The organism is uncultured Gemella sp., assembly GCF_963525165.1.
In the GTDB taxonomy this organism is placed as follows: Bacteria; Bacillota; Bacilli; order Staphylococcales; family Gemellaceae; genus Gemella.
The window spans coordinates 1-24,292 of sequence record NZ_CAURJN010000030.1 but is presented as its reverse complement, the minus strand read 5'-3'; the positions used below and the strand labels follow the sequence as shown (position 1 = coordinate 24,292).

Below are 24,292 nucleotides of genomic sequence, written 5' to 3'. Positions count from 1 at the left end.
GTCGAATGTAGTTGGGCTTACGCCCTGTGAGACTAGAACGTTGCCAGGCTTTTGAGGTCTAGTGCTAAAGCATTAGACTTATTATTCCACAGTAGCTCAGTTGGTAGTAGCATCTGACTGTTAATCAGAGGGTCGCAGGTTCGAGTCCTGCCTGTGGAGCCATTTTTTTGGCCCGTTGGTCAAGTGGTTAAGACACCGCCCTTTCACGGCGGTAACACGGGTTCGAATCCCGTACGGGTCACCATTTGAACGGAGGTTTAGCTCAGCTGGGAGAGCACTTGCCTTACAAGCAAGGGGTCAGCGGTTCGATCCCGTTAACCTCCACCATTTTTAATAAGCCGGGAAGATAGCGAAGAGGCTAAACGCGGCGGACTGTAAATCCGCTCCTTCGGGTTCAGTGGTTCGAATCCACTTCTTCCCACCATTCTTTATATTATTGGGATATAGCCAAGCGGTAAGGCAACGGACTTTGACTCCGTCATTCCCCTGGTTCGAATCCAGGTATCCCAGCCATGAGCCATTAGCTCAGTTGGTAGAGCATTTGACTTTTAATCAAAGGGTCGAAGGTTCGAGTCCTTCATGGCTCATTAATTGAATAAAAGGCTAATTATTTAGCCTTTTATATTTTTGGCCCGTTGGTCAAGTGGTTAAGACACCGCCCTTTCACGGCGGTAACACGGGTTCGAATCCCGTACGGGTCATCTTAACCTAGTCGTAACTTTTTGTTACGACTTTTTTTATTTAAATTGTAGAATTGAAAGTAGTAGACTATATAAAGGATGGTCATTAGAATTTATATTTCTAATGACCATTTAACTTTATTTTTTTAGTTCTTTTGCTGTAAAACTTAGTGGTAATACTTCTTCAAAAAAGTTATATATAGCATAGGTATTCTCTGAAGTCCCTAAGATTAATTCAAAATCTTCATCTGCAAATTCAGAAATTACTTGTCGACAAACTCCACAAGGAGGACAATAATTTTCTAAATTACCGTTAGGACCACCTACTACTGCGATTTTTTTGAATTTTGTAACTCCTTCACTTACCGCTTTAAAAATTGCTGTTCTTTCTGCACAGTTTGTTGGAGAATAACTAGCATTTTCAATATTGCAACCAGTATAGATTTTTCCATTTTCAGCTAATATTGCTGCACCAACTTTAAAATTAGAGTAGGGAACGTAAGCATATTTTGTTGCATCGATTGCTGCTTTTACTAATACTTCATTTATATCTTCTTTAATTTCATTGTTTTGTTCTATTAATTTGAATATTGTATCTGCAACACCGCCTTCAGAATTTGTTTTTTCTGTTACGTATTTTGCTTGTTCTTTTAATATTGTATTACCATTTTTCATAGCAACGCTATATCCGACAATACCTAGCATTGCTTGATCATTGAGATTATCTCCAATAGCTAAGGTATTTTCTAAGTTAATTCCATAGATTTTAGCTATTTCTTTTAAGGCTTCGCCTTTAGTAGTATTCTTATGCATTATTTCTATATTATTCGCACCAGATGATGTAACACTTATATTAGTATTTTCTGATAATAGTTTGGTAGCATTTTTTAGTTTTGATATATCATTAGATATTGCTATTATTTTGATTGGAGGATTTTCTTCTTCGTTAAGGTATAATTCTATATTATCAACCTCAGTAATATATCCCAAGTCTAGTTTTTGTTGTGCTTCTGCACGTAAATGCTCAACATCTGGTTCATATCCATTAGACCTAATTAAATCTATATAAGCGTTTATATCAGTTTCTATACTTCTAGTATATATAGTATTTTTTGTATAAAGTTGATAACTTATATCAAAACTTTTTAATATTTCAATTGTATAATATAAATCTTTGGTTACCATTGGGGTAATACTGATGATATTTCCATTTTTATCATAGACGATACCACCATTAAAACTAATTACATCACAACTAATATTTTCTTCATTTAATGCAGGTAAAGCTTCATAATAGGCTCTCCCTGTTGCTACTACAAATTCTATTCCTTGATTTTTAGCAAAATTAATAAGTTTTACATTTTCTTTAGGAATTTTATGGTTATGATTTAATAAAGTTCCATCCATATCACTAGCTATTAATTTAATCATAAAAAATTTAGAAATACGATAGTAAATCGTATTTATCCCCTTTCTTAAGTGTAATTTGATTATAACATATATATAAGAATATTGTAAGAGAGTAACAGAATTTCACTGTGAATTGAGTTCAATTTCTATTATTAATTGTATATTTATGATAAGATAGAAGATAACTATACTGTTTGTAGAGAGTGATGTAATATGATAATTAAAGATATAATAAAAAATAATAATTTAGAAGAATTATTTGCTAATGTGAAAATTGGTATAGAAAAAGAAGGACAACGTGTTTTAGAAAATGGGAAAATAACTAAAACTGATCACCCAAAAATATTTGGAGTAAGACACGAGCATCCATACATTCAGACTGATTTTGCTGAATCACAAGTTGAGTTGATAACAACACCAGAAAATAATGAAAAAGATGTTTTAAGGATTTTAAATGCTATTCATGAAGTAACTTTAAAAAACCTACCAAAAGATGAATATATTTGGCCTTTAAGTGTACCTGCTATACTACCTAATGAAGAAGATATAAGAGTTGCACAATTCGAAAAGCAATTTGACATAGAATATAGAGAATATTTAGTAAAAAAATACGGTAAATATAAACAAATGGTATCAGGTATACATTATAATTTTCAACTAGACGATATGTTAATGGAGAAAATTGCAGAAATTACTGGCAAGGATATAGTAAATGTGAAAAACAATGTTTATTTGAAACTTGCCAGACAATTTTTAAGATATCAATGGCTTTTAATTTATCTTTTTGGAGCTTCTCCATTAGCAGAGGATAAATATTTTACAGATGGTATAAAACCAACTGATTTTGTAAGAAGTTTAAGAACTAGTAGATATGGTTATGTAAATGAAGAGGATATTAAAGTATCATATAGTTCGTTAGAAAGATATATTAAAGATATAACAGGATATGTAGAAAATAAACAATTAATAGCCGAAAAAGAATTTTACTCTAGTGTTCGTTTTAGAGGTGCAGATACTATCAAAAAATTCCCAGATCAAGGAATTAAGTATATTGAATTTAGATTATTTGATTTAAACCCATTTGCACCATTTGGAATTTTAGAAAAAGATATTAGATTTGTCCATTTATTCATAAAAACTCTAGTTTGGTTAGAAGAAGAGGATAAAAATACTTCTGAATCTTTAGGGTATGAATATAGTGAGAATGTAGCTCTTGCGCATCCAATGGAAAAAGTTAAGTACGCAGAAGAGGGATTATGGCTATTAAATCAAATGAAAGACTTAGTAAGAGAAGTAGGTTTGCTAGATAGTGATATCGATTTAATAAATGAAAAGATTGAGCAATTAAAAAATCCTGAACTTACAATAGGAGCTAGACTTTTAAAAGAATATCAAAAAGAAAATGATATGGCCAAAGTAGGGATGAAACTAGCAAAAATGTATAAAGAAGATGCATTGAGAGAGTATTATTCACTAAGTGCGTATTCTAATATGGAACTTTCTACTCAAGCTGTAATTGAAGATGCAATTAAAAATGGTATTAAAGTTACTGTTATTGATGAAAATGATCAATTTATTCGTTTAGAAAGTAGTGAACATGTAGAATATGTAAAGAATGGAAATATGACAAGTAAAGATAGTTATATTTCTCCGTTGATTATGGAAAACAAGGTTGTTACTAAAAAAGTATTAGCAGAAAAAGGGCTCAGAGTTCCAAAGGGATATGAGGTTTCTAGTTTAGAAGAAGCATTACAAAAGTTTAATTATATAAAAAACAAACCAATTGTAATAAAACCAAAGAGTACTAATTTTGGATTAGGAATAACTATTTTTAAAAAAGGGACGAGTTCAGTAGAAAACTATTCTAAGGCTATAGAGTTTGCCCTTAAAGAAGATAAAGATATACTTATTGAAGAGTTTATTGAGGGAACAGAATATAGATTCTTTGTTATTGAAGGAAAAACCGAAGCTGTATTATTAAGAGTACCTGCAAATGTTGTAGGTGATGGTAAACATACAATAAGAGAATTGGTTGAACAAAAAAATTCGGATTCACTAAGAGGAGATGCAAAGAAAACTCCTCTGAAAAAAATTGAACTTGGAGAAATCGAAAAACTTCAATTATCTGAACAAGGGTTAAATTTTGATTCTATATTAGCTGTGAATGAAGTAGCATATCTTAGAGAAAATTCAAATATCAGTACAGGAGGAGACTCTGTGGATATGACTGATGAGGTTCATGATAGCTATAAAGAGTTAGCTGTTCGAATATCGGATGCTATGATGGCTAAGGTTTGTGGTGTAGATTTAATAATTTCAGATATAAAAGAAGAAGTTAGTACAACTAATTATGGAGTTATCGAAGCCAATTTTAATCCTATGATGATGATGCATATTTACCCACATTCAGGTAAATCTAGAAGATTATCGCTAAATGTACTAAAAATGTTATTTCCAGAAAAGAATATAAAGTAAATTATTTAAATGACAACATAATAACGTAACGTGTCAATCGACTGTTACGTTATTATTTTTTACTGTACTATTTAATAAAAAAACAATTGCAATCTTATGAAAGTATGAAAAAAATATTTTCATATTATATTTTTAAAAATAAAAATTAAGATAACGAACAAGAGAAATATAATAAAATTCGCCTTACATAAGTTAATTAAACTGTTTTATATATTTATCGTAAAAAAATATATAAAACACATTTAAAACAAAAAGATAGAAATCGATTGCATTGTTTGTGAAGTAAGAAACTAAAACATTTACAAAAAAAATAATAAATGATATAATCTATCTGTATGCAAAGGTATACACGTCATAATAAATAAGAATTAAATAAAAGGAGGTACTAAGATGGTAGGAATTATCATCGCGAGTCACGGTGAATTTGCTGCAGGAATTAAACAATCAGGTTCTATGATTTTTGGTGAACAAGAAAAAGTAGAAGCAGTTGTATTTATGCCGAGTGAAGGACCAGAAGACTTGCAAAGAAAACTTCAAGAAGCTATTGCTAAAGTAGATTCTGAAGAAATTCTTTTCCTTGTCGATCTTTGGGGTGGAAGTCCATTTAACCAAGCTAACAAGTTATTTGAAGAAGCACCAGAGAAGAGAGCAATTGTAGCAGGATTAAACTTACCAATGCTTATCGAAGCATATGCTAGTAGATTCACTATGACAACAGCTCACGAGATTGCAAAAGCAATCACACCAACAGCTATTGATGGAGTTAAAGTTCGCCCTGAAGAACTACAACCAAAAGCAGAAGTAGCTGAAAGTACACAAGCTGCACCTCAAGGAGAAATTCCTGAAGGTACAGTATTAGGAAACGGGAAAATAGAATTTGTATTAGCCCGTATAGATACTCGTCTACTACATGGACAAGTTGCTACAAACTGGACAAAAGCAACTCATCCAAATAGAATTATTGTAGTTTCAGATTCAGTATCAAAAGATGAATTACGTAAAAAACTTATTGAGCAAGCAGCTCCTCCAGGAGTACGCGCACACGTAATTCCATTAGATAAACTTGTTCAAGTTTATAACGATCCAAGATTTGGTGATACAAAAGCGTTATTATTATTTGAAACACCACAAGATGCACTTGCAGTAATTGAAAAAGGAGTAGAGATTCCAGAATTAAATATCGGATCTATGGCTCACTCAGTTGGTAAAGTTCAAATTAACAACGTATTATCATTAGATCAAGAAGATGTAGAAGTATACAAAAAACTTCGTGATTTAGGTGTTAAATTTGATGTTCGTAAAGTATCTAACGATTCTCCATCAGATTTATTCAAACTTATTGAAGCTAAATCAAGTGAAGGTTTAAAATTATAATTTAATAGAAATTAGGAGGACACTATGGAATTTAGTATTCTAACAGTTATATTAGTCCTAATTGTTGCGTTATTAGCTGGTATGGAAAGTATCTTAGACCAATTCCAATTCCATCAACCAATTATTGCTTGTTCATTAATCGGTTTAGCAACAGGACATTTATCAGAAGGTATTATTTTAGGTGGGGCTCTTCAATTATTAGCACTTGGATGGGCTAATATTGGGGCAGCGGTTGCTCCAGATGCAGCGTTAGCATCAGTAGCATCTGCTATTATTTTTATTAAAGCTGGAGATTTCTCAGCTGAAGGACGTATTATTGCTATTGCAACAGCTGTTACATTAGCTACAGTTGGTCTTGTACTTACAATGGTTGTTCGTACACTATCAGTAGTTATTGTTCACCAAGCTGACCGCGCGGCAGAACACGGTAACTTCCGTGGAGTTGAATTCTGGCACTACGTAGCACTTGCAACTCAAGGATTACGTGTTGCTATTCCAGCGGGATTATTAATGTTCATTCCATCATCAGTAGTTCAAAAAGCCCTTGAATCATTACCGAAATGGTTCACAGAAGGTATGGCAATCGGTGGAGGAATGGTAGTTGCAGTTGGTTTCGCAATGGTTATTAACTTAATGGCAACAAAAGAAGTATGGCCGTTCTTCTTCTTAGGATTTGCATTAGCACCAATTAGCCAATTAACATTAATCGCAACTGGTATCATCGGATTATGTTTAGCTATTATTTACCTAAACCTTTCTAAAAATAAAGGTGGCGGTGGTGGAAATACTTCATCTGGAGATCCACTAGGCGATATCTTAAATGATTATTAATAAGGAGGAACTACAAATGTCAGAGAAAAAAATTACATTAAGTAAAAAAGATCGTCGTAGCGTTATGTTACGTTCTCAGTTCCTTCAAGGTTCATGGAACTATGAACGTATGCAAAATGGTGGTTGGGCATTTGCTTTAATCCCAGCGCTTAAAAAATTATATCCAAATAAAGAAGATGCTACTTTAGCATTAAAACGTCACTTAGAGTTCTTTAACACTCACCCATATATTGCAGCACCTATTCTAGGGGTTACACTTGCTTTAGAAGAAGATAAAGCAAATGGAGCTGATATCGATGATGCAGCAATTCAAGGTGTTAAAGTTGGTATGATGGGACCATTAGCAGGTATTGGAGATCCAGTATTCTGGTTTACAGTTCGTCCTATCCTTGGAGCTATCGCAGCTTCATTAGCAACTGGTGGTTCAATTATTGCACCATTATTCTTCTTTATCGCATGGAACTTAATCCGTATTGGATTTTTATGGTATACACAAGAATTTGGTTATAAAAAAGGTTCTGAAATTACAAGTGACCTTTCAGGTGGTATTTTACAAACAATTACAAAAGGAGCTTCAATCCTTGGTATGTTCGTAATGGGGATTTTAGTTCAACGTTGGACTAACATCAGCTTCCCATTGGTAGTTTCTAAAGTACCGTTAGATGAAAAAGCATTTATTCATTTCCCAGAAAAAGGCACACACATTACTGGTGAAGTATTACAAGATATTGTTACAAAAGCAACAAGTGGTAAATTCTCATTAACACCAGAAAAAGTTATAACATTACAAGATAACTTAAACCAACTTATTCCTGGATTTGCAGCGTTATTATTAACATTCGTATGTATGTGGTTATTAAAACGTAAGGTAAGCCCAGTAGTAATAATCTTCGGATTATTCGCTTTAGGTGTAATTGCTCACAGAATAGGTGTAATGTAATAAAGTTTAGGAAGTTGAGTCGAAATGGTCTCAACTTCCTTTTTAAAATTAATTATGGAAAATCTATAGGAGGTGTAAGTTATGGTGATGTCGATGAATACTAAAGTGATTTACACGACGAAAGCTAATTGTCTTACAGGATCAATTGGTAATAAACATGGAGATGTAATGGTAGGAGATAAGGCCTTTGAGTTTTATAATCATAGAAATCCAGAAGATTATATTCAAATACCTTGGACAGAAATAGATAAAGTTAGAGCTCAAATGTTTTTTAGAGATAAATATATCAGAGGATTTTTTATAGATACTAAAAGTGCAGGGAGTTTTAACTTTATTGTAAAAAATTCTGGAAAATGTTTAAAAGAAATGAGAGAATTTATTGGAAATGATAAGATAGTAAGGAATAAGCCAGTATTATCTTTAAAAAATTTATTCAAAAAGAAAAATTAGGATCAAAAGTCCTATAATAAAGTTCATATGAGAACTCATAGACGCAGTGATTTATTGATATTTAAATTTGCTTTATAAAAGCTTTTTAGATATTTAACAAACTTTGCGGGGATGATTCAATAAAATCGCACTTCACTGAAATCACGATTTTTGAGTCATTCCCTTTTTCTTTTGAAAATAATTATATGAAAACGCATTGCAATAACTAAGTTTTTCTTGTATTTTCACATATTTTATATTAAAATATACTTGAAAAGAAAATCAGTATTATAACAGTTTAATGTTGTATTACTAAATTATAAAAAGAGGTATGTATAAATGGAATTATCAGCAAACTCACCTACAAGAAAACAAGGAATTATAATGTTTGCTATCCTAATTACTGCATATGTAGTATTTGCTACAAACTGGGTAGCAGGATCAAACTTATCAAAACAAATCACAGATCACTATTTTAATGGAGAAAAGGTATCCCCTATAATATCAGAAGTAGTTAATTATACTATAACTATAGCGAGGATTATTGCTAATCTACTTGCTGCGTTTATTTTAATTAAGTTACATCCTAAGAAAGCTGCAATGTTAGCATTATTTTGTTTATGTTTTTCTTTTTTTGCTATTTTCACCCATAATTACTTGTTATATACATTCTCTAGAATGATTATGGCATTTGGGGGATCAATGATTATCGTGTTCATAAATTCTTTTGTAGCTAAATTTATACCAAATGACAAAAAAATAATGACTAGTGCAATTATTACAGCAGCGTATAATGTTGGGGCAGCATTAGTCGCTATCTTATTCTTACTGTTTAAAGAGCATTTTATAGAAGATTGGCGTTATACTATGATAGGGTTTAGTATTTTTAGTATAATCTTATTTATCTGTTGGTTAATTTTCTCTCATGATTTTGAACCAACAATAACTTGGAAACATCCGAATTATTTTGTTTATAAATTGTTAATTGAATCAAAAGAAATATTGCATGAAAAAGAAGTTAAGAAATATACTTATGCCGATGGATTTAAAGATAAATTTATCTATGTATTTTCATTAGGATTTGGTGGTTTTTTATTCCTATATGTTATGCCATTAGTATCATTACCAAGGATAGTAGCGGAGCATTCTCATAATGCTAGCTTTAAACCAGAATTCATGATATTAACTGTAACACTTGGTGGAATAATTGGAACTTTATTTAGCTTAATGATTACTAGAAAATTAAACTTTAGAAGAAAACCTTTTTTAATCACTCATGGAGTATTAATGATTGGATTCATGGCATTAGGATTAGGTTTTGTGTCTACTAATGTTGTATTAGCATATACTATGTTTAGTTTATCAGGATTTTTCATGTATTCACAATATCCAGTATACTTAAACCTTCCATATGAGTTACCAAATATGAATTCACAAAGATTAACAATAATGTTTGGAATATTTTGGGCTTTTGGATATGCAATTTATACACTATTTAACTTTACTTGGAGTTTAGTTTTAAATCACCTGGGATATAAATCATCAATAATATTCTATTTATTAGGAAGTGTAATGTATATTATTTTTGTATTCACATTTCCAGAGACGCGACCTAAAAAATAATTGAAAATCTTTAGAGTTAGAATATATCTCTAAAGATTTTTTTGAATTAAAATTATGTTATATAAGTTAGAATACTTAAAATTGAATTATTGTGTTTAGACGTTAATTTAATTTTAAGTAAAAATTATACAATACTATTAAAGTAAATTAGTAGGTTGTATATTAGAAATATGATATATTATCCCTCTAGAATTGAAGAAAATTAAATGATTTCTAGAATTATTTTAAAAATTCATGGATACTACGATAAGAGACTTGGTGTATATAAAATTACTCATATTTTGGAGCGTGATTATGGTATTAAAGTTAGCGTTGGAAGAGTATATCGATTAATTCAAAAATTAAATCTCCCTACTATGTCTACTTCTAAACCTTTTATCAAAACGAGTAAAGAAAACTCTGAGGATGCTAAGCTATATAACTACTTAAAACAAAAATTTAATTCCCCTGAACCTAATATGGTTTGGGCTAGCGATTTTACTTATATAAAAGTAAATGGTATTTAGTTTTATTTGTGTATAATTATGGATTTATTTTCTAGAGAATTTCCAATAAAGCTGATTCTAACCTTATTATGAGTACATTTAATGGCGTTTATAATAAGAGAAATTGTCCTACTGGTCTTATGTTTCATTCTGACCGTGGTACTCAGTATATAGCATCTCCCTTTAGAAAGCTTCTGGATAAATCTAACGTAGTTCAATCTTTTTCTAAAAAAGGATATCCTTTCGATAATACTTGTTGTGAGTCTTTCTTTAAGTATCTAAAGAAAGAGGAGTGTAATAGGAAAATTATCACTCAATTGGAGAATTAAAACTTTCTTTATTTGAGTACATTGAGGGATTTTATAATCTTAAAAGATTACATTATTTATTAGGTCTTATGACTCCTAACGAGAGAAAATTAGCGTTTTATGAGTATTAAAAATTTGTTTTACACTGAGCCTCTATCGGTGTGGTTTTTAATGTGGGGAAAGTGGCACTACCACATTTTCCTCACAGGATACCACAACTGCTTCTCAGTATCGATATGGATTTCTAGTAAAAATAGATATTTGAAGGATAAAACATTCTATACTAGTAGAACAAAAGTTTTTGAAATGGAGAAAGTATTTAGTTTTGATATAGATGATGAACTAGATTTTGAAATTTGTGAAAGTTTGTACATGAAATATATATAATAAAAAAGAATCACGAAATAAAGTATCGCGATTCTTTTTTATTTTAACGCCGTGTATTTTGATTAGTAAGTCTATTAGTATTAGTAATGTTATTAGTAGCATTTCTACCAGTTGTTTGGTTTTGAGTTGTTGTGGAAGTAGAGTTAGTTAATGAATTAAATACTGTTGTAAGCGCTGAACGGCTATCACGTTGTTTTTGTGCAATAGCAGCTTGATAAACAGCATCTTTATCAGTACCGGCATACATATGATCTGTTTCTGTATTTCTTTCTTTAGAATATTCAACACCATTTTTTGTTTCAATACCAGCTGGTTTTTCGAATGCAGCAGGTACTTTCTTATCTGATACCTTTTTCATAACATCTGCCATTATAACTTGTGTAGTTTGTGCTTGTTCTGGTGACAGTGCTTTTGCAGCTGAATCAACCATATCAGCTCCCTGCCATACGGAAACAGTATAGTCAGTAGTATACCCTATCATCCAACTATCTTTTGTAGAATTTACAACGTCTATTCCAAGGTTGTAAAAAGCAGATTCATCAAAGGTACTAGATCCAGACTTACCTGCCATGTCGAAGTTAGCCACTTTACCGTTTGGAGAAGTACCATTGCTAGTAAGTACACCTTTTAGTATGTTTGTCATTAAATATGCAGTTTCTTCTGACATTGCTTTAACAGGTTCTTCTTTTATATTAGGTAATTCTTTTCCATTTGCGTTAAATACTTTAACTATTGTTGAAGGTTTATTGAAGTATCCTTTATTACCGAAAGATGCAAATGCACCTGCCATTTGTAGAGTAGATACGCCATCGACGTTACCTCCAATGGCAGTAGTTGGTTCGTCTTTTGTTACAGGTATATCAAGTTTTTCTGCAAAATGTTTTGCTCTTTCATAACCAACTGTTTCAAAGGCACGAACAGCAGGAATATTATAAGACCAAGATAACGCTCTACTCATAGAAACTGTTCCATGGTAAAGTCTATCCCAGTTTTGGATAAAGAAATTAGTTCCAGCAATTTGATAAGGTGAATCTGAAAATGTTGTTTGAGAATCCCATCCATAGTATTCAATCCCTGGAGCATAGTCAATTAAAGGTTTAATTGATGAACCAGGTTGGACGCGGGCATCAACAGCAAAGTTATAGCCACCTGCTTTATAATTTTTTCCACCACCGATTGCTTCAATAAGCCCTGTTTTAGTATCTAGAACAGATATTGCAGCTTGAGAGGCGTGAGGCTTCATTGGAGAACTTTGATTATCTAACATATTTTGAACATATATTTGTAATTCAGGATTTAAATTAGTGTATATTTTTAACCCCATAGAAAGAGGATCTTTAATATTTTCAAAGTTATGATTTTCTTTTAGTTCTTTAGTAATTTGATCTATGTAAGCAGCGAACTTAGGATTGTAGGTATGTTGGTTTGCACGTTCTTCTTTTGTTTTTTCAACTATCCCATCCATAATTGGTGTGTTAATAGCATCATTATACTCTGATTCTGTAATTTTATCATTATTAAGAAGTGCGTATAATACTGTATCTCGACGCTCTTTTGCTTGTTTTGGATAATCGTAAGGATTATACAAAATTGGTTGTTGAGGCATTCCGGTTAAAAGCGCAACTTGTGGAAGTGATAATTGATTTAATTCTTTATTATAAAAGTATTTAGCAGCAGTTTTAACTCCGTATTGTCCATCAGAATAGTAAATTTTATTCATGTACATCTCTAATATATCATCTTTACTATATCTATTTTCTAATTTAAGAGATAGATATGCTTCTTGAATTTTACGTTGTAAAGATTTATCAGATGTAAGTAATGAATTTTTTACTACTTGTTGTGTAATTGTACTTGCCCCCTGCTGTGCAGAATTAGAACGAATGTTTACAAGTACTGCTTTGATAAGGCGAATAGGATCTAAGCCGATATGAGATTGGAATCTTGAATCTTCTGTAGTAAGAACAGCATCTGTGATATTTTTTGGAATGTCATTTATAGATACATATTCCCTTTTTTCAGCTCCAACCGTAGCTATTAAGTTAAGATTCTTATCATAAATTTCTGATGATAATGGATCTTGTAAATTAGCTTGAGTAATATCTGGTACATCTTTTAATTCACGAGCAAATAGCATTAAAACAATAAAGAATAATACTAAGCAGATTGTGAAAAAGATGGAACTAATGTATTTGAATAAAGATTTCATCTGTTGCTAAAACTCACTTTCATTATTTTTTATAATAGTTAAATAGTCTAATCTTATTTTATAGTTAAATGATAATTCAAATGCAGTTTCCTCGAATTCACTAAGTTTTATTGATTTTCTTCCACCATTTTGAGCACGTTCATAAAAGAATGTAAAATTTTTAAATGGTAGCAAAAATGTTTTATCGATTTTTTTAAACCTGACGATAATAAAAGTTATGCCACCATGATTTAAAATTTTTTGCATATGTTTTATTTGATGCTCATGAATATTATTCAAAGAAAATGAAGTAGCCGAATTAGTTTCTTTGGCTTCAAAATCAATATATCTCCCATTCCAAAGTCCATTATAATCTGTAGTAGACGGAGTTTTGTAGAATGCTTTAGTAATCATAGCACTCGCTCTATTAGGATAATTTACTTCTACTATTTGAATAGGAATAGGTTTTTTATGAATAACTGCAATGTCATTATTTAAGTAATACTTATTCGCAAAGTTAATATCTTCTTCGAGTTCCATACCTCGATTAGAATACTTAGTTTTTTGAATGAAATTACTTTTCTTATTAGGATAATTAAACATATATCCCTCCATAAATAATTATCTTATTTATTATACTATATTCTAAGTAAAATTTGAAATACAAATAGTTGAAAAATTGATATAATTTTAGAAAGGTTAGTTTTCCATAAGTTATAATTCACTTTGAGAAATAATAAGATTATTATTCTTTAGTATTATCTTAGTAAAAAATAATTTTTTTGAAAAAAATATTATAATTTATGGTATAATAGTATAGAAATTTTAAATATGAGAGGTGGTATTGTTGTGAGACAATCAAAAACATTTATTCCGACAACAAGAGAAGTGCCGTCCTCTGCAGAAGCAATTAGTCATAAGTTGCTTATTAAAGCGGGGATGGTGAAGCAGGTATCTGCGGGAGTTTATACTTACCTTCCTTTGGCTACTCGTGTAATTCAAAAAATTGAAAAAGTAATTAGAGAAGAACATAGTAAAATTGGAGCTGCAGAACTTTTAATGCCTATTTTACAATCAGATGAATATTGGAAAAAATCTGGCCGTTGGAACAAGATGGGAGACGAGCTTATTCGTGTAACTGACAGAAAAAATGCAGGATATGCATTAAGTCCAACAGCTGAAGAAATTATTAGTCAAACAGTTAATAATATGGTTACATCATATAAACAATTACCTATGAACTTATATCAAATCCAAACTAAATTCCGTGATGAAATTCGTCCACGTTTAGGTTTATTACGTTGTAAAGAGTTTATAATGAAAGATGCTTACTCATTCCATGATTCACCAGAGTCATTAAGAGAAACGTATAATGATTATTATCAAGCATATAGTAATATCTTTGATAGATTTGAACTTAAGTATCGTGCAGTACAAGCTGATTCTGGTAATATTGGTGGAAGCTATACTCATGAATTCCAAGCATTAGCTGAAGTAGGGGAAGACACAATTGTGTATACTGAAGAGAGTGACTACTCAGCAAATATCGAAACAGCAGCAGTTGTTGAACAAAATTACACTATGCCTACAGGTTTTGAGAAAAAAGAACGTAGTTTATTAGAAACTCCAGATCAACAATCAATCGATGATGTTGCAGCATTTTGTGGTGTAGAAGTTAATCGTGCCATGAAAGCATTAGCTTTAAAAGCTGATGGAGAGTTTTACTTAGTTCTTATGCGCGGTAATGATCAACTTAACGATATTAAGTTTATGAAAGCTACAGGAACTTCTGAAGTTGAAATGGCTACTGAACAAGAAATCGAAGAAGTCATGGGAAGTGTAGCAGGTTACATGGGACCATTTGGTATTAAAAATTGTAAAGTAATTGGTGATAATGCTATTAAATATATGTATAACCACAGCTGTGGAGCTAACAAAAAAGGATTCCACTACATCAACGTAAACCCAGACGATTATGAAATCGATGCTCACTATGACCTTCGTATGATTGAAGAAGGTGATTTAGCAGAAGACTTATCAGGACCAGTTAAATTTGCTAAAGGTATCGAGGTTGGACAAGTATTCGAACTTGGCAAAGGATATTCAGAAGCTATGGATGTTACATACTTAGATGCTAATGGTCGTGCAAACCACTTCTACATGGGATGTTATGGTATTGGAGTAACTCGTTGTATTTCAGCGATTATCGAACAACATAATGATGAAAAAGGTATCATTTGGCCAAAAGAAGTAGCACCATACCAAGTCCACCTAGTATGTGTTGATGTTAAGAAAGAAGATCAAGTTAAACTTAGCGATGAGTTATATGCTCAATTAACAGCAGCAGGATATGAAGTTCTTTACGATGATAGAGCAGAACGCGCTGGTGTTAAATTTAACGATGCTGACCTTATTGGTATCCCATTACAAGTAGTTGTTGGGAAGAAAGCCGGTGAAGGAATCGTAGAAGTTAAAGAAAGACAAACTTTAGAAAAAGTTGATACGCAAGTAGCTGATGTACTAGCTAAAGTAGAAGCATTTTATAAATAATATAAGTTAAATTAAAGAATGCCAATTAAAAATAAATAGTTGTTAAGAAAATAACCATTTGTTTTTAGTTGGTATTTTTAGTATAATTTAGTTATGAGTAATGGGGCTGGTCCAAAAGTCCTAAAATTTTAACAAAGTTCATATGAGAACTCGTAGACGCAGTGATTTATCGATATCTAAATGCGTATTATAAAATTTTTTTAGATATTTAATAAAATTTGTGAGGGTAACTCAATAAAATCTTGTTTCTTAAGAAATCGCGATTTTTGATTTACTCCCATTAAAAATCTGTGTGAAAAATTAATTCATTTTATCTTTAATAGAATTAAGATGAATGAATTTTTTATGTTTAATGGAAGTTATAAGAATTGTTGTGATAATTAATTTTTACTCTTTAGCGATAAAATTAGAGAGAAACTTAAAAATTGATAAAAACCTAGTAAGGTATACAAAAAAGTAGGAGGAATCATGAGTAATAAACATTTTTCTTTATTAGTTAAAACATTAGAATTAGAAGAACAGTTATCCAATTCAAAATTTGAAAATTATTCTTTAGATAATATAGAAAAAGATAATAAAAATAAGATTTGGACGTTTAATTTTAGTGGAGAAAGTTTACCTTCAGTAGAAGAATTAACATTACTTATTCAGAAATTGAGAGAAAATTTCTTAGGTGATTATATTGTTAATTATCGTTTGAAGGTAAGTGCTGAAGTCACGGATGAGCAAATAAAAGAATTTTGGAAATATATAATATTAGAAAATTTCTCAGAGATTTCTCAAGTTTTAATGGAGAGCATTTTATTTAGTGAAGTTGAAGTTAACAATAGTGTTTTAACTATGAAAATAATGGCTCCATCTATTTGGAATAACTTTATTAATGAACGAAAACAGCAAATAATAAGTAGTTATGGAAATTTAGGTATTGCAATTAAAGATATTATTCCTAACTTTTTTAAAACTGATGTTGAAGCGGTATTAGAGAGTCAAGAAGAAAAAATTTCCCAGGAAATCGTTAAGTTAGAGAAAATAGAGAAAAAAGAAGCAGAACGAAAACCAAAAGAACCTGAAAGGAAATTTGTTGCCTTTGGAGGTGGTGGTGGAACTCGATATGGTCAAGAAATTCGTGATGAGGACATTGTAGAAATTAAGGATGTTGTTGGATATGCTGGAGATGTAACTATAATGGCTCAGGTTTTTGGGACTGAAGAGATAGTTCATAGAAATGGTTCAAGTCAATATCGTTTAAAACTCACAGATTATAGTGATTCTATAATACTAAGATTATTCGGTAATAATCCTAATTTAAAATTTCAAAATAAACGTAAGAATGAACTAATCGACTTAGTAAAGGGAATTAAGAAAGGTCAATGGCTTAAAATTCATGGAGCCGTAAGTAATGATCCCTATTTAAGAGACACAATAATCGAACCTAAGTCTATTGAGGTTGCTCATAAAGAAGAGAAAAAAGATAATTATAATGGGCGTAAACGAATTGAGTTGAATACGCATACAAAAATGAGTCAGCTTGAGGGTATTTCTTCAGCAAAAGAATATTTAGCTCGAGCTATAGATTGGGGACATGAAGCCATTGCTTTTACAGATACGTATGGTGTTCAAGCATATCCTGAAATTTGTTTAAGTTCAAAAGGAAAGGATATTAAACCAATCTATGGGTTAAATGCCTTTATCATGGATGATAGTATTACTGCTACAACTAATCCAAAGAATCTTAAATTAAAAGATGCTACCTATGTCGTATTCGACGTTGAGACTACAGGTCTTTCTGCAGAGCGCGATAGATTAATCGAAATTGCTGCGGTTAAGGTGAAAAATGGAGCTGAAATAGATAGTTTTGAAAGCTATATTAATCCGCAAAGACCGATATCAGAACTTATTACAAGATTAACTAGTATTACTAATGATGATGTTAAGGATGCCCCGTTAGAAAAAGAAGTAATGACTAACTTTTATAATTGGATAGATGAAGATGATATATTAGTAGCCCACAATGCGAAGTTTGATCTTGGATTTCTAGATACTTGTTTTGAACGACTAGGTTTAGAGAATAAAAATAACGCTAGTATAGATACATTATTCGTCTCTCGTGCTGAAAATAAAGAAGCAAAGAGACACGGTCTTAGCAATTTAGCCAAACTATACAAAGTTCGTTTAGTTCAACACCACAGAGCGATTTACGATACTAAAGCTACGGCAGAAATCTTTGTAAAAATGCTAGATCAACTTTATGAACTTGGTATTGAATATCATAACGAAATTGATGAAAAAATTGACTTAGAACTTGCGCATAAACGCTCAAGAACATTCCCTTGTTCGATTTTAGTTAAGAATGCTAAAGGGCTTAAAGATTTATTCAGATTAGTTTCATATAGTTGTACTAAGTACTTGAACTCCGCTAAACCTACGATACCACGTAGTTTATTAGAACAATATCGTGAAGATTTATTAATTGGTAGTGGTAATGGTGATAATGAAGTATTTGAAGAATTGCTAAATTCAAAAGAAGCTAAGGTTGAGGATATAATTGATTTTTACGATTATATTGAGATTCAACCTAAACATCATTATGCTAATTTTATAAGAAATGAAAGAATAGCAGATAATGCTGAATTAGAAGAAATTCTGAAAAAATTAATTCAATTAGCAAAGAAAAAAGAAAAAATTGTTGTAGCGACAGGAGACTGTTATTATTTAGATGAATATCAACATGTTTACAGACAAATACTAAGATTGACTGTGAAAAGTAATCCTGGTGCGCGTGATTTAAAACCGATGGCTACATTTTTAACAACAGAAGAGATGCTAAAAGAATTTTCTTATCTTGACGAACAATTACGAGAAGAATTAGTTATTGATAATACGCATAAAATTAACGATATGATTGAATTAGTTGTGCCGTTAAAAGATAAACTGTATACGCCGAATATTGAAGGGGCAGCTGATGAGGTACGTAATTTAAGTTATGATATGGCTCATAAAATATACGGTGAAGAGCTGCCGGAAATAGTAGAAAAAAGATTAGAGAAGGAACTTGCATCTATTATTGGTAATGGATTCAGTGTGGTTTATTTAATTTCACATAAACTTGTAAAAAAATCACTAGATGATGGATACTTAGTAGGATCAAGGGGATCGGTAGGATCATCATTAGTAGCTACAATGATGGAAATTACAGAGGTGAATCCACTAGCTCCACATTACGTTTGTCCGAAATGTAAACATAGTGAATTCTTCTTGAATGCTGAATACGCATCGGGGTTTGACCTTCCGAATAAAAATTGTCCACATTGTGATGTGAAGATGACAAAAGATGGGCAAGATATTCCTTTCGAAACATTCTTAGGGTTTAACGGAGATAAAGTACCTGATATAGATTTAAACTTCTCTGGTGAATATCAAGCAACAGCTCACAACTTTACGAAAGAAATTTTCGGTGAAGATTACGTATATCGTGCTGGAACTATTTCGACGGTAGCTGAGAAGACAGCTTATTCATTTACTAGAGATTATTATGAGAAAAATGAAATAGAGAAAAGAAGTATAGATATTGAACGTATTGCAGCGGGATGTGAAGGTTCTAAGAGAACTACTGGTCAACACCCAGGAGGAATACTAGTAGTCCCTAATGATATGGATATTTTTGACTTTACTCCATATCAATTCCCAGCTGATGATGAAACGAGTCCATGGCGAACAACTCACTTCGATTTCCACTCTATCCACGATAATATTTTGAAATTCGATATACTTGGACACGATGATCCGACTATGATTAGAAAGTTACAAGACTTATCAGGTATTGATCCTAAAACAATAGATGTATCGGATCCCGAAGTAATGGGTATTTTCTCAACAGTTGAGGCACTAGGTGTTACAAGAGATCAAGTAGATTCAGCTAGTGGAACATTTGGTATTCCTGAATTTGGAACGAACTTTGTTATTCAAATGTTAGATGATACTAAACCAACTACATACTCAGAATTAGTTCAGATATCTGGATTGTCTCATGGGACGGACGTTTGGTTAGGTAATGCACAAGAATTAATCAAAAATGGTACTTGTGAACTTAAAGACGTAATTGGATGTCGTGATGACATTATGGTATATTTAATTCACGCCGGTTTAGAAGAAGGTTTATCTTTCAAAATAATGGAAAGTGTAAGGAAAGGTAAAGGATTAACGGAAGACTTTGAAAAAGAGATGATAGATAATAATGTACCAGAATGGTATATTGATTCATGTAAAAAAATAAAGTATATGTTCCCTAAAGCTCATGCTTGTGCATATGTACTTATGGCGCTTCGAATTGCTTGGTTTAAAGTACATCAACCACTTACATACTACTGTGCATATTACTCAGTTAGAGCTAGTGACTTTGATATTATTACAGTTGTTAAGGGAGCAGAAACATTAAAGGCGAAAATAAAAGAAATAAAAACAACAGATAAAAATGAATTATCAAATAAAGATAAAGATGCTCTTGTAAGTTATGAAATTGCTAATGAGATGATGGAAAGAGGATTTACATTCTCGAAAGTTGATTTAGAAAAATCAGCAAGTCATGATTACATAATTGAAGGAAATACGTTAATTCCGCCGTTTTCGATTGTTCCTGGACTTGGAGATAACGTAGCGAACAAAATTGTTCAAGCGAGAGAAGAAAAAGCCTTTTTATCAATTGAAGATTTCTCAAAACGAGGAAGTGTTTCATCTACGGTAGTAGAATACTTAAGAGAAATGGGAACATTAAAAGGTCTTCCTGAAAAAGCACAATTATCATTCTTTGATGAATTGTAACTGATAGGGGTACTCAATTAAAATAGTTTAAATCTAGAGATTATTCTGCAAGAAAAATATAAAATTTATAGTAGTAATTTATTTCTATTCTTGCAGAATAATTTTAATATTTTGTATTTAAATACGAGTTAATTTCAATATTATCAAAATTTAAAAATAATATTAAATATTTGTTTAAACCTAGTTTTATATTTCATGTATAGAAAAGGGATACTTTCTTAATAAAATAAATTTTAAAAATATTTATTCAAACTTTATTTATTTTTTAATTTGTGGTAGTATTATATGTGATATAAAATGTAAATATAGAGATGGAGGAAACAACTTGGAAAAGATAGTCGTTAAAGGTGGGACACCTTTAATAGGAGAAGTACAAGTTTCTGGTGCGAAGAATGCAGCTTTACCAATTTTAGCTGCAGGTTTATTAGCAACAGAGGGTACGAGTAAATTTTATAATGTTCCTAAGTTATCAGATATTAAAACAATATCATTATTATTTGAAAGTCTAGGAGTAAAGGTAGATTATAAACCAGAAGAAAATACTTTAGAAATGGATGCAAGAAAATCATTATTAACAGAGGCTTCATTTGAATTTGTTAGTAAAATGCGTGCTTCATTTTTAGTTTTAGGACCAATGTTAGCACGTGAAGGAAGTGCTAAAGTAGCAATGCCTGGAGGATGTTCAATTGGAAGTAGACCTATCGATCAACACTTAAAAGGTTTTGAAGCGTTAGGGGCAACAATTATTCAAGATGCTGGTTTTGTAGAAGCAAGGGCAGAAAAAGAATTAGAAGGAACAACAATTTTCTTCGATTTCCCAAGTGTTGGAGGGACTCAAAATGTGATTATGGCAAGCTGTTTAGCTAAAGGGAAAACTACGATTGTTAATGCAGCCCAAGAGCCTGAAATTGAGGACATGATTAACTTCTTAATTAAGATGGGAGCTAAGATAGAAGGGAAAGGTACTTCTGTTTTAGTTATCGAAGGTGTAGATAAATTAGTAGGTGCTGAATATACAGTGATGCCTGACCGTGTAGAAGCTGCTACATACATGATCGCAGCAGCAGCAACTAAAGGGGACGTACTAGTTAAAGGTGCACCTTATAAAGATAATATAGCGCTAGTTAGTAAAATGCGTGAAATGGGAGTTAAAGTTGAGGTAGTTGATGAAACTTCTATGCGTGTAAGTAATAAACTAGAAAGTTTAAGGCCTGTAGATGTTAAGACTTTACCTCATCCAGGATTCTTAACAGATATGCAGTCTATTATGTGTGTATTAACATTATTAGCGAATGGTACAAGTACAATTACTGAGACTGTTTTCGAGAATAGATTCATGCATGTTGAAGAATTACGAAGAATGAATGCAAAAATTAGAATTGAAGGTAGGAGTTCACTAATAGAGGGCTTACCTCATTTAGAAGGAACTACAGTAAAAGCCACAGATTTACGTTCTGGGGCAGCACTAGTTATTGCAGGATTAATGGCGACTGGAACTACTAAAGTTATCAATGTTTACCATATTGATAGAGGATATGTTGATATAGAAGAAAAAATGAGAAAACTAGGTGCAGATATTCAAAGAATAGATGAGTAGGAATTTATTATGAAATCAAGTGATAAATTAGTAAGATATTTGCGAAATATAGCCCTAATGATAATTATATTTTATATCGGGTTATTATTAGGTTATACAATTTTTGGTAAGGGAAGTTTATTTGATGCTTTAAGCTTAAAGCCAATAACACATATTAAAGATATTATATACAATTAGGAGGAAATGAAGATGGCAAATGATTTATTTGTAGAACTTCAACAAAAATTAGAAGGGAAAAATGTGCGTATCGTACTACCAGAAGCATATGATGAGCGTGTATTAGAAGCGGCTGTTAAATTAGGCGCTACTAGTTATGTTAAACCTGTGTTGGTTGGGAAAAAAGAAAAAGTAGAAGAGATTGCTAAAGGATTATCTTTAGATGCTTCTAACTTAGAAGTTATTGACCACGAAAACTACGAAAAATTAGAAGAATTAGTTGCTAAGTTTGTAGAACGTCGTGCAGGAAAAGTAACTGAAGAAAAAGCTCGTGAATTATTAAAAGATGTTAACTACTTCGGAACTATGTTAGTATACACTGGTGAAGTTGAAGGATTGGTATCTGGAGCAATTCATTCTACTGGAGATACTGTTCGTCCAGCATTACAAATAATTAAAACTAAACCAGGTACAAAACGTACAAGTGGTGCATTCATCATGAGTAAAGAAGACAAACGTTATGTATTTGCTGACTGTGCGATTAACCCAACATTAGATGCAGAAGGGCTTGCTGAAATCGCAATTGAAAGTGCAAGAACAGCTAAAAGCTTTAACGTTGATCCAAAAGTAGCAATGTTAAGTTTCTCTACTTTAGGTTCAGCCGTTACTGAAGATACTACAAAAGTAGCAGAAGCTACTAAATTAGTTAAAGAAAATGCACCTGAATTAGCGGTAGAAGGTGAATTACAATTTGATGCTGCAGTTGTACCTTCAGTTGCTAAATTAAAAGCTCCTAATTCAAAAGTACAAGGGGACGCTAATGTATTTGTATTCCCAAGCTTAGAAGCAGGAAACATTGGGTATAAAATTGCACAACGTCTAGGTGGATTTGAAGCTGTAGGACCAATCTTACAAGGTTTAAATGCTCCTGTAAACGACCTATCTCGTGGATGTAATGCAGAAGATGTATACAAACTTTCATTAATTACAGCTGTTCAAGCTTTAGAAAAATAGTATTATAATTATAAAGAGGTTAACTTCGGTTAATCTCTTTTTTAGTGTTCTTAATTAGATTTAAAGTGTGTATATATATGGAAAATCAGGATTATATTTAAGATAAAATGTATTTAATGGATAAATTATGTAACTTTTATAGTTAGTTAAATAAAATTGTTTGATGTACATATACTGGTGTCGTGTCTATTTTAATATTTTATGTGTATTAGTCTTTATAATTGCATTTATACCAACTTTTATGGTATCATAATATGATGTATAAATATGGAGGTAAACATGGTTGCGATAGAATCAAAAGATGATTTATATGTTATAGATTTGTTAGAAGATTTTGATGAATTTTATTTAGAATTAGAAAAATATGCCGAAGAGCATAGAGTACCAATTATTGATAAAATTGGAATAAGATTTTTAATTCAGATGCTTAAAGTGAAGAAAGCTAAGAATTTGTTAGAAATAGGAACGGCAATTGGATATACATCTATTAAATTAGCTGAAAAAATAGGATGTAATGTCACAACTATTGAGCGTGATGATAAGATGTATAACCAGGCAAAAAATAACATAGAAAAGAGAAATCTAACTGATAAAATAACATTACTTCATGCAGATGCATTAGAACTTAAAAATGAAGTAGTGACAAATGCACCTTATGATGTAGTATTCATCGATGGTGCTAAGAGTCAAAGTAGAAAGTTTTTTGAATTATATGAACCATATTTTGCTGAGGATGTCGTAGTTATTACGGACAATGTGTTATTCAAAGGAATGGTTGCCGATCCAAGTATTATTAAACACAGTAGAGATTTAAAACAACTTTCTAGAAAAATTAATAATTACAATGAATGGTTATTAAAACATGAAAATTATGAGAGTGTAATATTACCATTTGGAGATGGGATAACTATAACAACAAGAAAATAAAATTATAGAACTGTGAAGTTAGTATATTTTATTAAGAGAGGATAAAAAATGACAGTAGAGTTAGTTGTAACACCGAAAAGTATTGATCATATTTATGAAC

At 31.4% G+C, this 24,292-nt stretch carries 19 protein-coding genes and 7 tRNA genes; 23 read left to right on the top strand and 3 right to left on the bottom strand.

Annotated elements, in window-relative coordinates; genetic code table 11:
• Positions 1-85: 85 nt before the first annotated feature.
• The 7 genes from RWQ74_RS06805 (at position 86) to RWQ74_RS06775 (ending at position 701) form a co-directional block, all read left to right on the top strand.
• Positions 86-162 (top strand) — tRNA-Asn (locus RWQ74_RS06805).
• A 7-nt stretch (positions 163-169) separates the two neighbouring features.
• Positions 170-244: transfer RNA gene (locus tag RWQ74_RS06800), tRNA-Glu, on the top strand.
• 7 nt (positions 245-251) lie between these two features.
• Positions 252-327, top strand: a tRNA-Val gene (locus tag RWQ74_RS06795).
• A 13-nt stretch (positions 328-340) separates the two neighbouring features.
• Positions 341-424, top strand: a tRNA-Tyr gene (locus RWQ74_RS06790).
• A 13-nt stretch (positions 425-437) separates the two neighbouring features.
• Positions 438-513 (top strand) — tRNA-Gln (locus tag RWQ74_RS06785).
• Between the two features lies 1 nt (position 514).
• Positions 515-587: transfer RNA gene (locus RWQ74_RS06780), tRNA-Lys, on the top strand.
• Between the two features lie 42 nt (positions 588-629).
• Positions 630-701 (top strand) — tRNA-Glu (locus tag RWQ74_RS06775).
• A 117-nt stretch (positions 702-818) separates the two neighbouring features.
• On the opposite strand, the gene RWQ74_RS06770 is transcribed toward RWQ74_RS06775, so the two are convergent.
• Positions 819-2,111 carry a cytidine deaminase gene (locus RWQ74_RS06770; protein WP_314397519.1) on the bottom strand — a complete coding sequence of 431 codons (1,293 nt, stop codon included), beginning with the start codon at positions 2,109-2,111 and terminating at the stop codon, positions 819-821.
• 192 nt (positions 2,112-2,303) lie between these two features.
• Here RWQ74_RS06770 and gshAB point away from each other — a divergent pair, with 192 nt between their 5' ends.
• From gshAB to RWQ74_RS06725, 10 genes are all read left to right on the top strand, one after another.
• Positions 2,304-4,565, top strand: coding sequence for a bifunctional glutamate--cysteine ligase GshA/glutathione synthetase GshB (gene gshAB / locus RWQ74_RS06765; protein ID WP_314397518.1), 2,262 nt, complete (start codon positions 2,304-2,306; stop codon positions 4,563-4,565).
• Between the two features lie 390 nt (positions 4,566-4,955).
• The gene (locus RWQ74_RS06760) at positions 4,956-5,939 is read left to right on the top strand and encodes a mannose/fructose/sorbose PTS transporter subunit IIA (protein WP_314397516.1); all 984 of its coding nucleotides are present in this window, start codon (positions 4,956-4,958) and stop codon (positions 5,937-5,939) included.
• Between the two features lie 24 nt (positions 5,940-5,963).
• On the top strand, positions 5,964-6,770 hold the full coding sequence (locus RWQ74_RS06755; RefSeq protein ID WP_314397515.1) for a PTS mannose/fructose/sorbose transporter subunit IIC: 807 nt from the start codon (positions 5,964-5,966) through the stop codon (positions 6,768-6,770).
• Positions 6,771-6,786: 16 nt separating this feature from the next.
• A complete protein-coding gene (locus tag RWQ74_RS06750; protein WP_314397514.1) occupies positions 6,787-7,710 on the top strand; it encodes a PTS system mannose/fructose/sorbose family transporter subunit IID in 924 nt (307 codons plus the stop codon).
• A gap of 81 nt (positions 7,711-7,791) precedes the next feature.
• Complete coding sequence (locus RWQ74_RS06745) at positions 7,792-8,160, top strand: DUF956 family protein (RefSeq protein ID WP_314397512.1); 369 nt, start codon at positions 7,792-7,794, stop codon at positions 8,158-8,160.
• 318 nt (positions 8,161-8,478) lie between these two features.
• Positions 8,479-9,762 carry an MFS transporter gene (locus RWQ74_RS06740; RefSeq protein ID WP_314397511.1) on the top strand — a complete coding sequence of 428 codons (1,284 nt, stop codon included), beginning with the start codon at positions 8,479-8,481 and terminating at the stop codon, positions 9,760-9,762.
• A 206-nt stretch (positions 9,763-9,968) separates the two neighbouring features.
• Positions 9,969-10,268 (top strand): IS3 family transposase, encoded by a 300-nt coding sequence (locus RWQ74_RS06735; protein ID WP_314397510.1) that lies wholly within the window; start codon positions 9,969-9,971, stop codon positions 10,266-10,268.
• 68 nt (positions 10,269-10,336) lie between these two features.
• Positions 10,337-10,576, top strand: a complete 240-nt coding sequence (locus tag RWQ74_RS06730) for a hypothetical protein (RefSeq protein WP_314397509.1) — start codon at positions 10,337-10,339, stop codon at positions 10,574-10,576.
• On the top strand, positions 10,564-10,686 hold the full coding sequence (locus RWQ74_RS08710) for an IS3 family transposase (protein ID WP_399540745.1): 123 nt from the start codon (positions 10,564-10,566) through the stop codon (positions 10,684-10,686). The genes RWQ74_RS06730 and RWQ74_RS08710 overlap by 13 nt, the downstream gene beginning before the upstream one ends.
• 40 nt (positions 10,687-10,726) lie before the next feature.
• Positions 10,727-10,942, top strand: a complete 216-nt coding sequence (locus RWQ74_RS06725; protein WP_314397508.1) for a hypothetical protein — start codon at positions 10,727-10,729, stop codon at positions 10,940-10,942.
• A gap of 43 nt (positions 10,943-10,985) precedes the next feature.
• Here the strand turns inward: RWQ74_RS06725 and RWQ74_RS06720 are convergent, their stop codons facing one another.
• Both RWQ74_RS06720 and recU read right to left on the bottom strand, forming a co-directional pair.
• A complete protein-coding gene (locus RWQ74_RS06720) occupies positions 10,986-13,079 on the bottom strand; it encodes a PBP1A family penicillin-binding protein (RefSeq protein ID WP_314397507.1) in 2,094 nt (697 codons plus the stop codon).
• 78 nt (positions 13,080-13,157) lie between these two features.
• Complete coding sequence (gene recU / locus RWQ74_RS06715; RefSeq protein WP_314397505.1) at positions 13,158-13,733, bottom strand: Holliday junction resolvase RecU; 576 nt, start codon at positions 13,731-13,733, stop codon at positions 13,158-13,160.
• Positions 13,734-13,979: 246 nt separating this feature from the next.
• Here recU and RWQ74_RS06710 point away from each other — a divergent pair, with 246 nt between their 5' ends.
• From RWQ74_RS06710 to RWQ74_RS06685, 6 genes are all read left to right on the top strand, one after another.
• Positions 13,980-15,680 (top strand): proline--tRNA ligase, encoded by a 1,701-nt coding sequence (locus RWQ74_RS06710; protein ID WP_314397504.1) that lies wholly within the window; start codon positions 13,980-13,982, stop codon positions 15,678-15,680.
• Positions 15,681-16,148: 468 nt separating this feature from the next.
• Positions 16,149-20,498: a PolC-type DNA polymerase III gene (locus RWQ74_RS06705; RefSeq protein ID WP_314397503.1), complete on the top strand. Its 4,350-nt coding sequence runs from the start codon at positions 16,149-16,151 to the stop codon at positions 20,496-20,498.
• Between the two features lie 325 nt (positions 20,499-20,823).
• A complete protein-coding gene (murA, locus tag RWQ74_RS06700) occupies positions 20,824-22,095 on the top strand; it encodes a UDP-N-acetylglucosamine 1-carboxyvinyltransferase (RefSeq protein WP_314397502.1) in 1,272 nt (423 codons plus the stop codon).
• Positions 22,096-22,104: 9 nt separating this feature from the next.
• Complete coding sequence (locus RWQ74_RS06695; RefSeq protein ID WP_314397501.1) at positions 22,105-22,272, top strand: DNA-directed RNA polymerase subunit beta; 168 nt, start codon at positions 22,105-22,107, stop codon at positions 22,270-22,272.
• A gap of 12 nt (positions 22,273-22,284) precedes the next feature.
• Positions 22,285-23,265 carry a phosphate acetyltransferase gene (pta, locus tag RWQ74_RS06690; protein ID WP_314397500.1) on the top strand — a complete coding sequence of 327 codons (981 nt, stop codon included), beginning with the start codon at positions 22,285-22,287 and terminating at the stop codon, positions 23,263-23,265.
• A gap of 279 nt (positions 23,266-23,544) precedes the next feature.
• Complete coding sequence (locus RWQ74_RS06685) at positions 23,545-24,192, top strand: O-methyltransferase (protein ID WP_314397499.1); 648 nt, start codon at positions 23,545-23,547, stop codon at positions 24,190-24,192.
• Positions 24,193-24,292 lie beyond the last annotated feature (100 nt).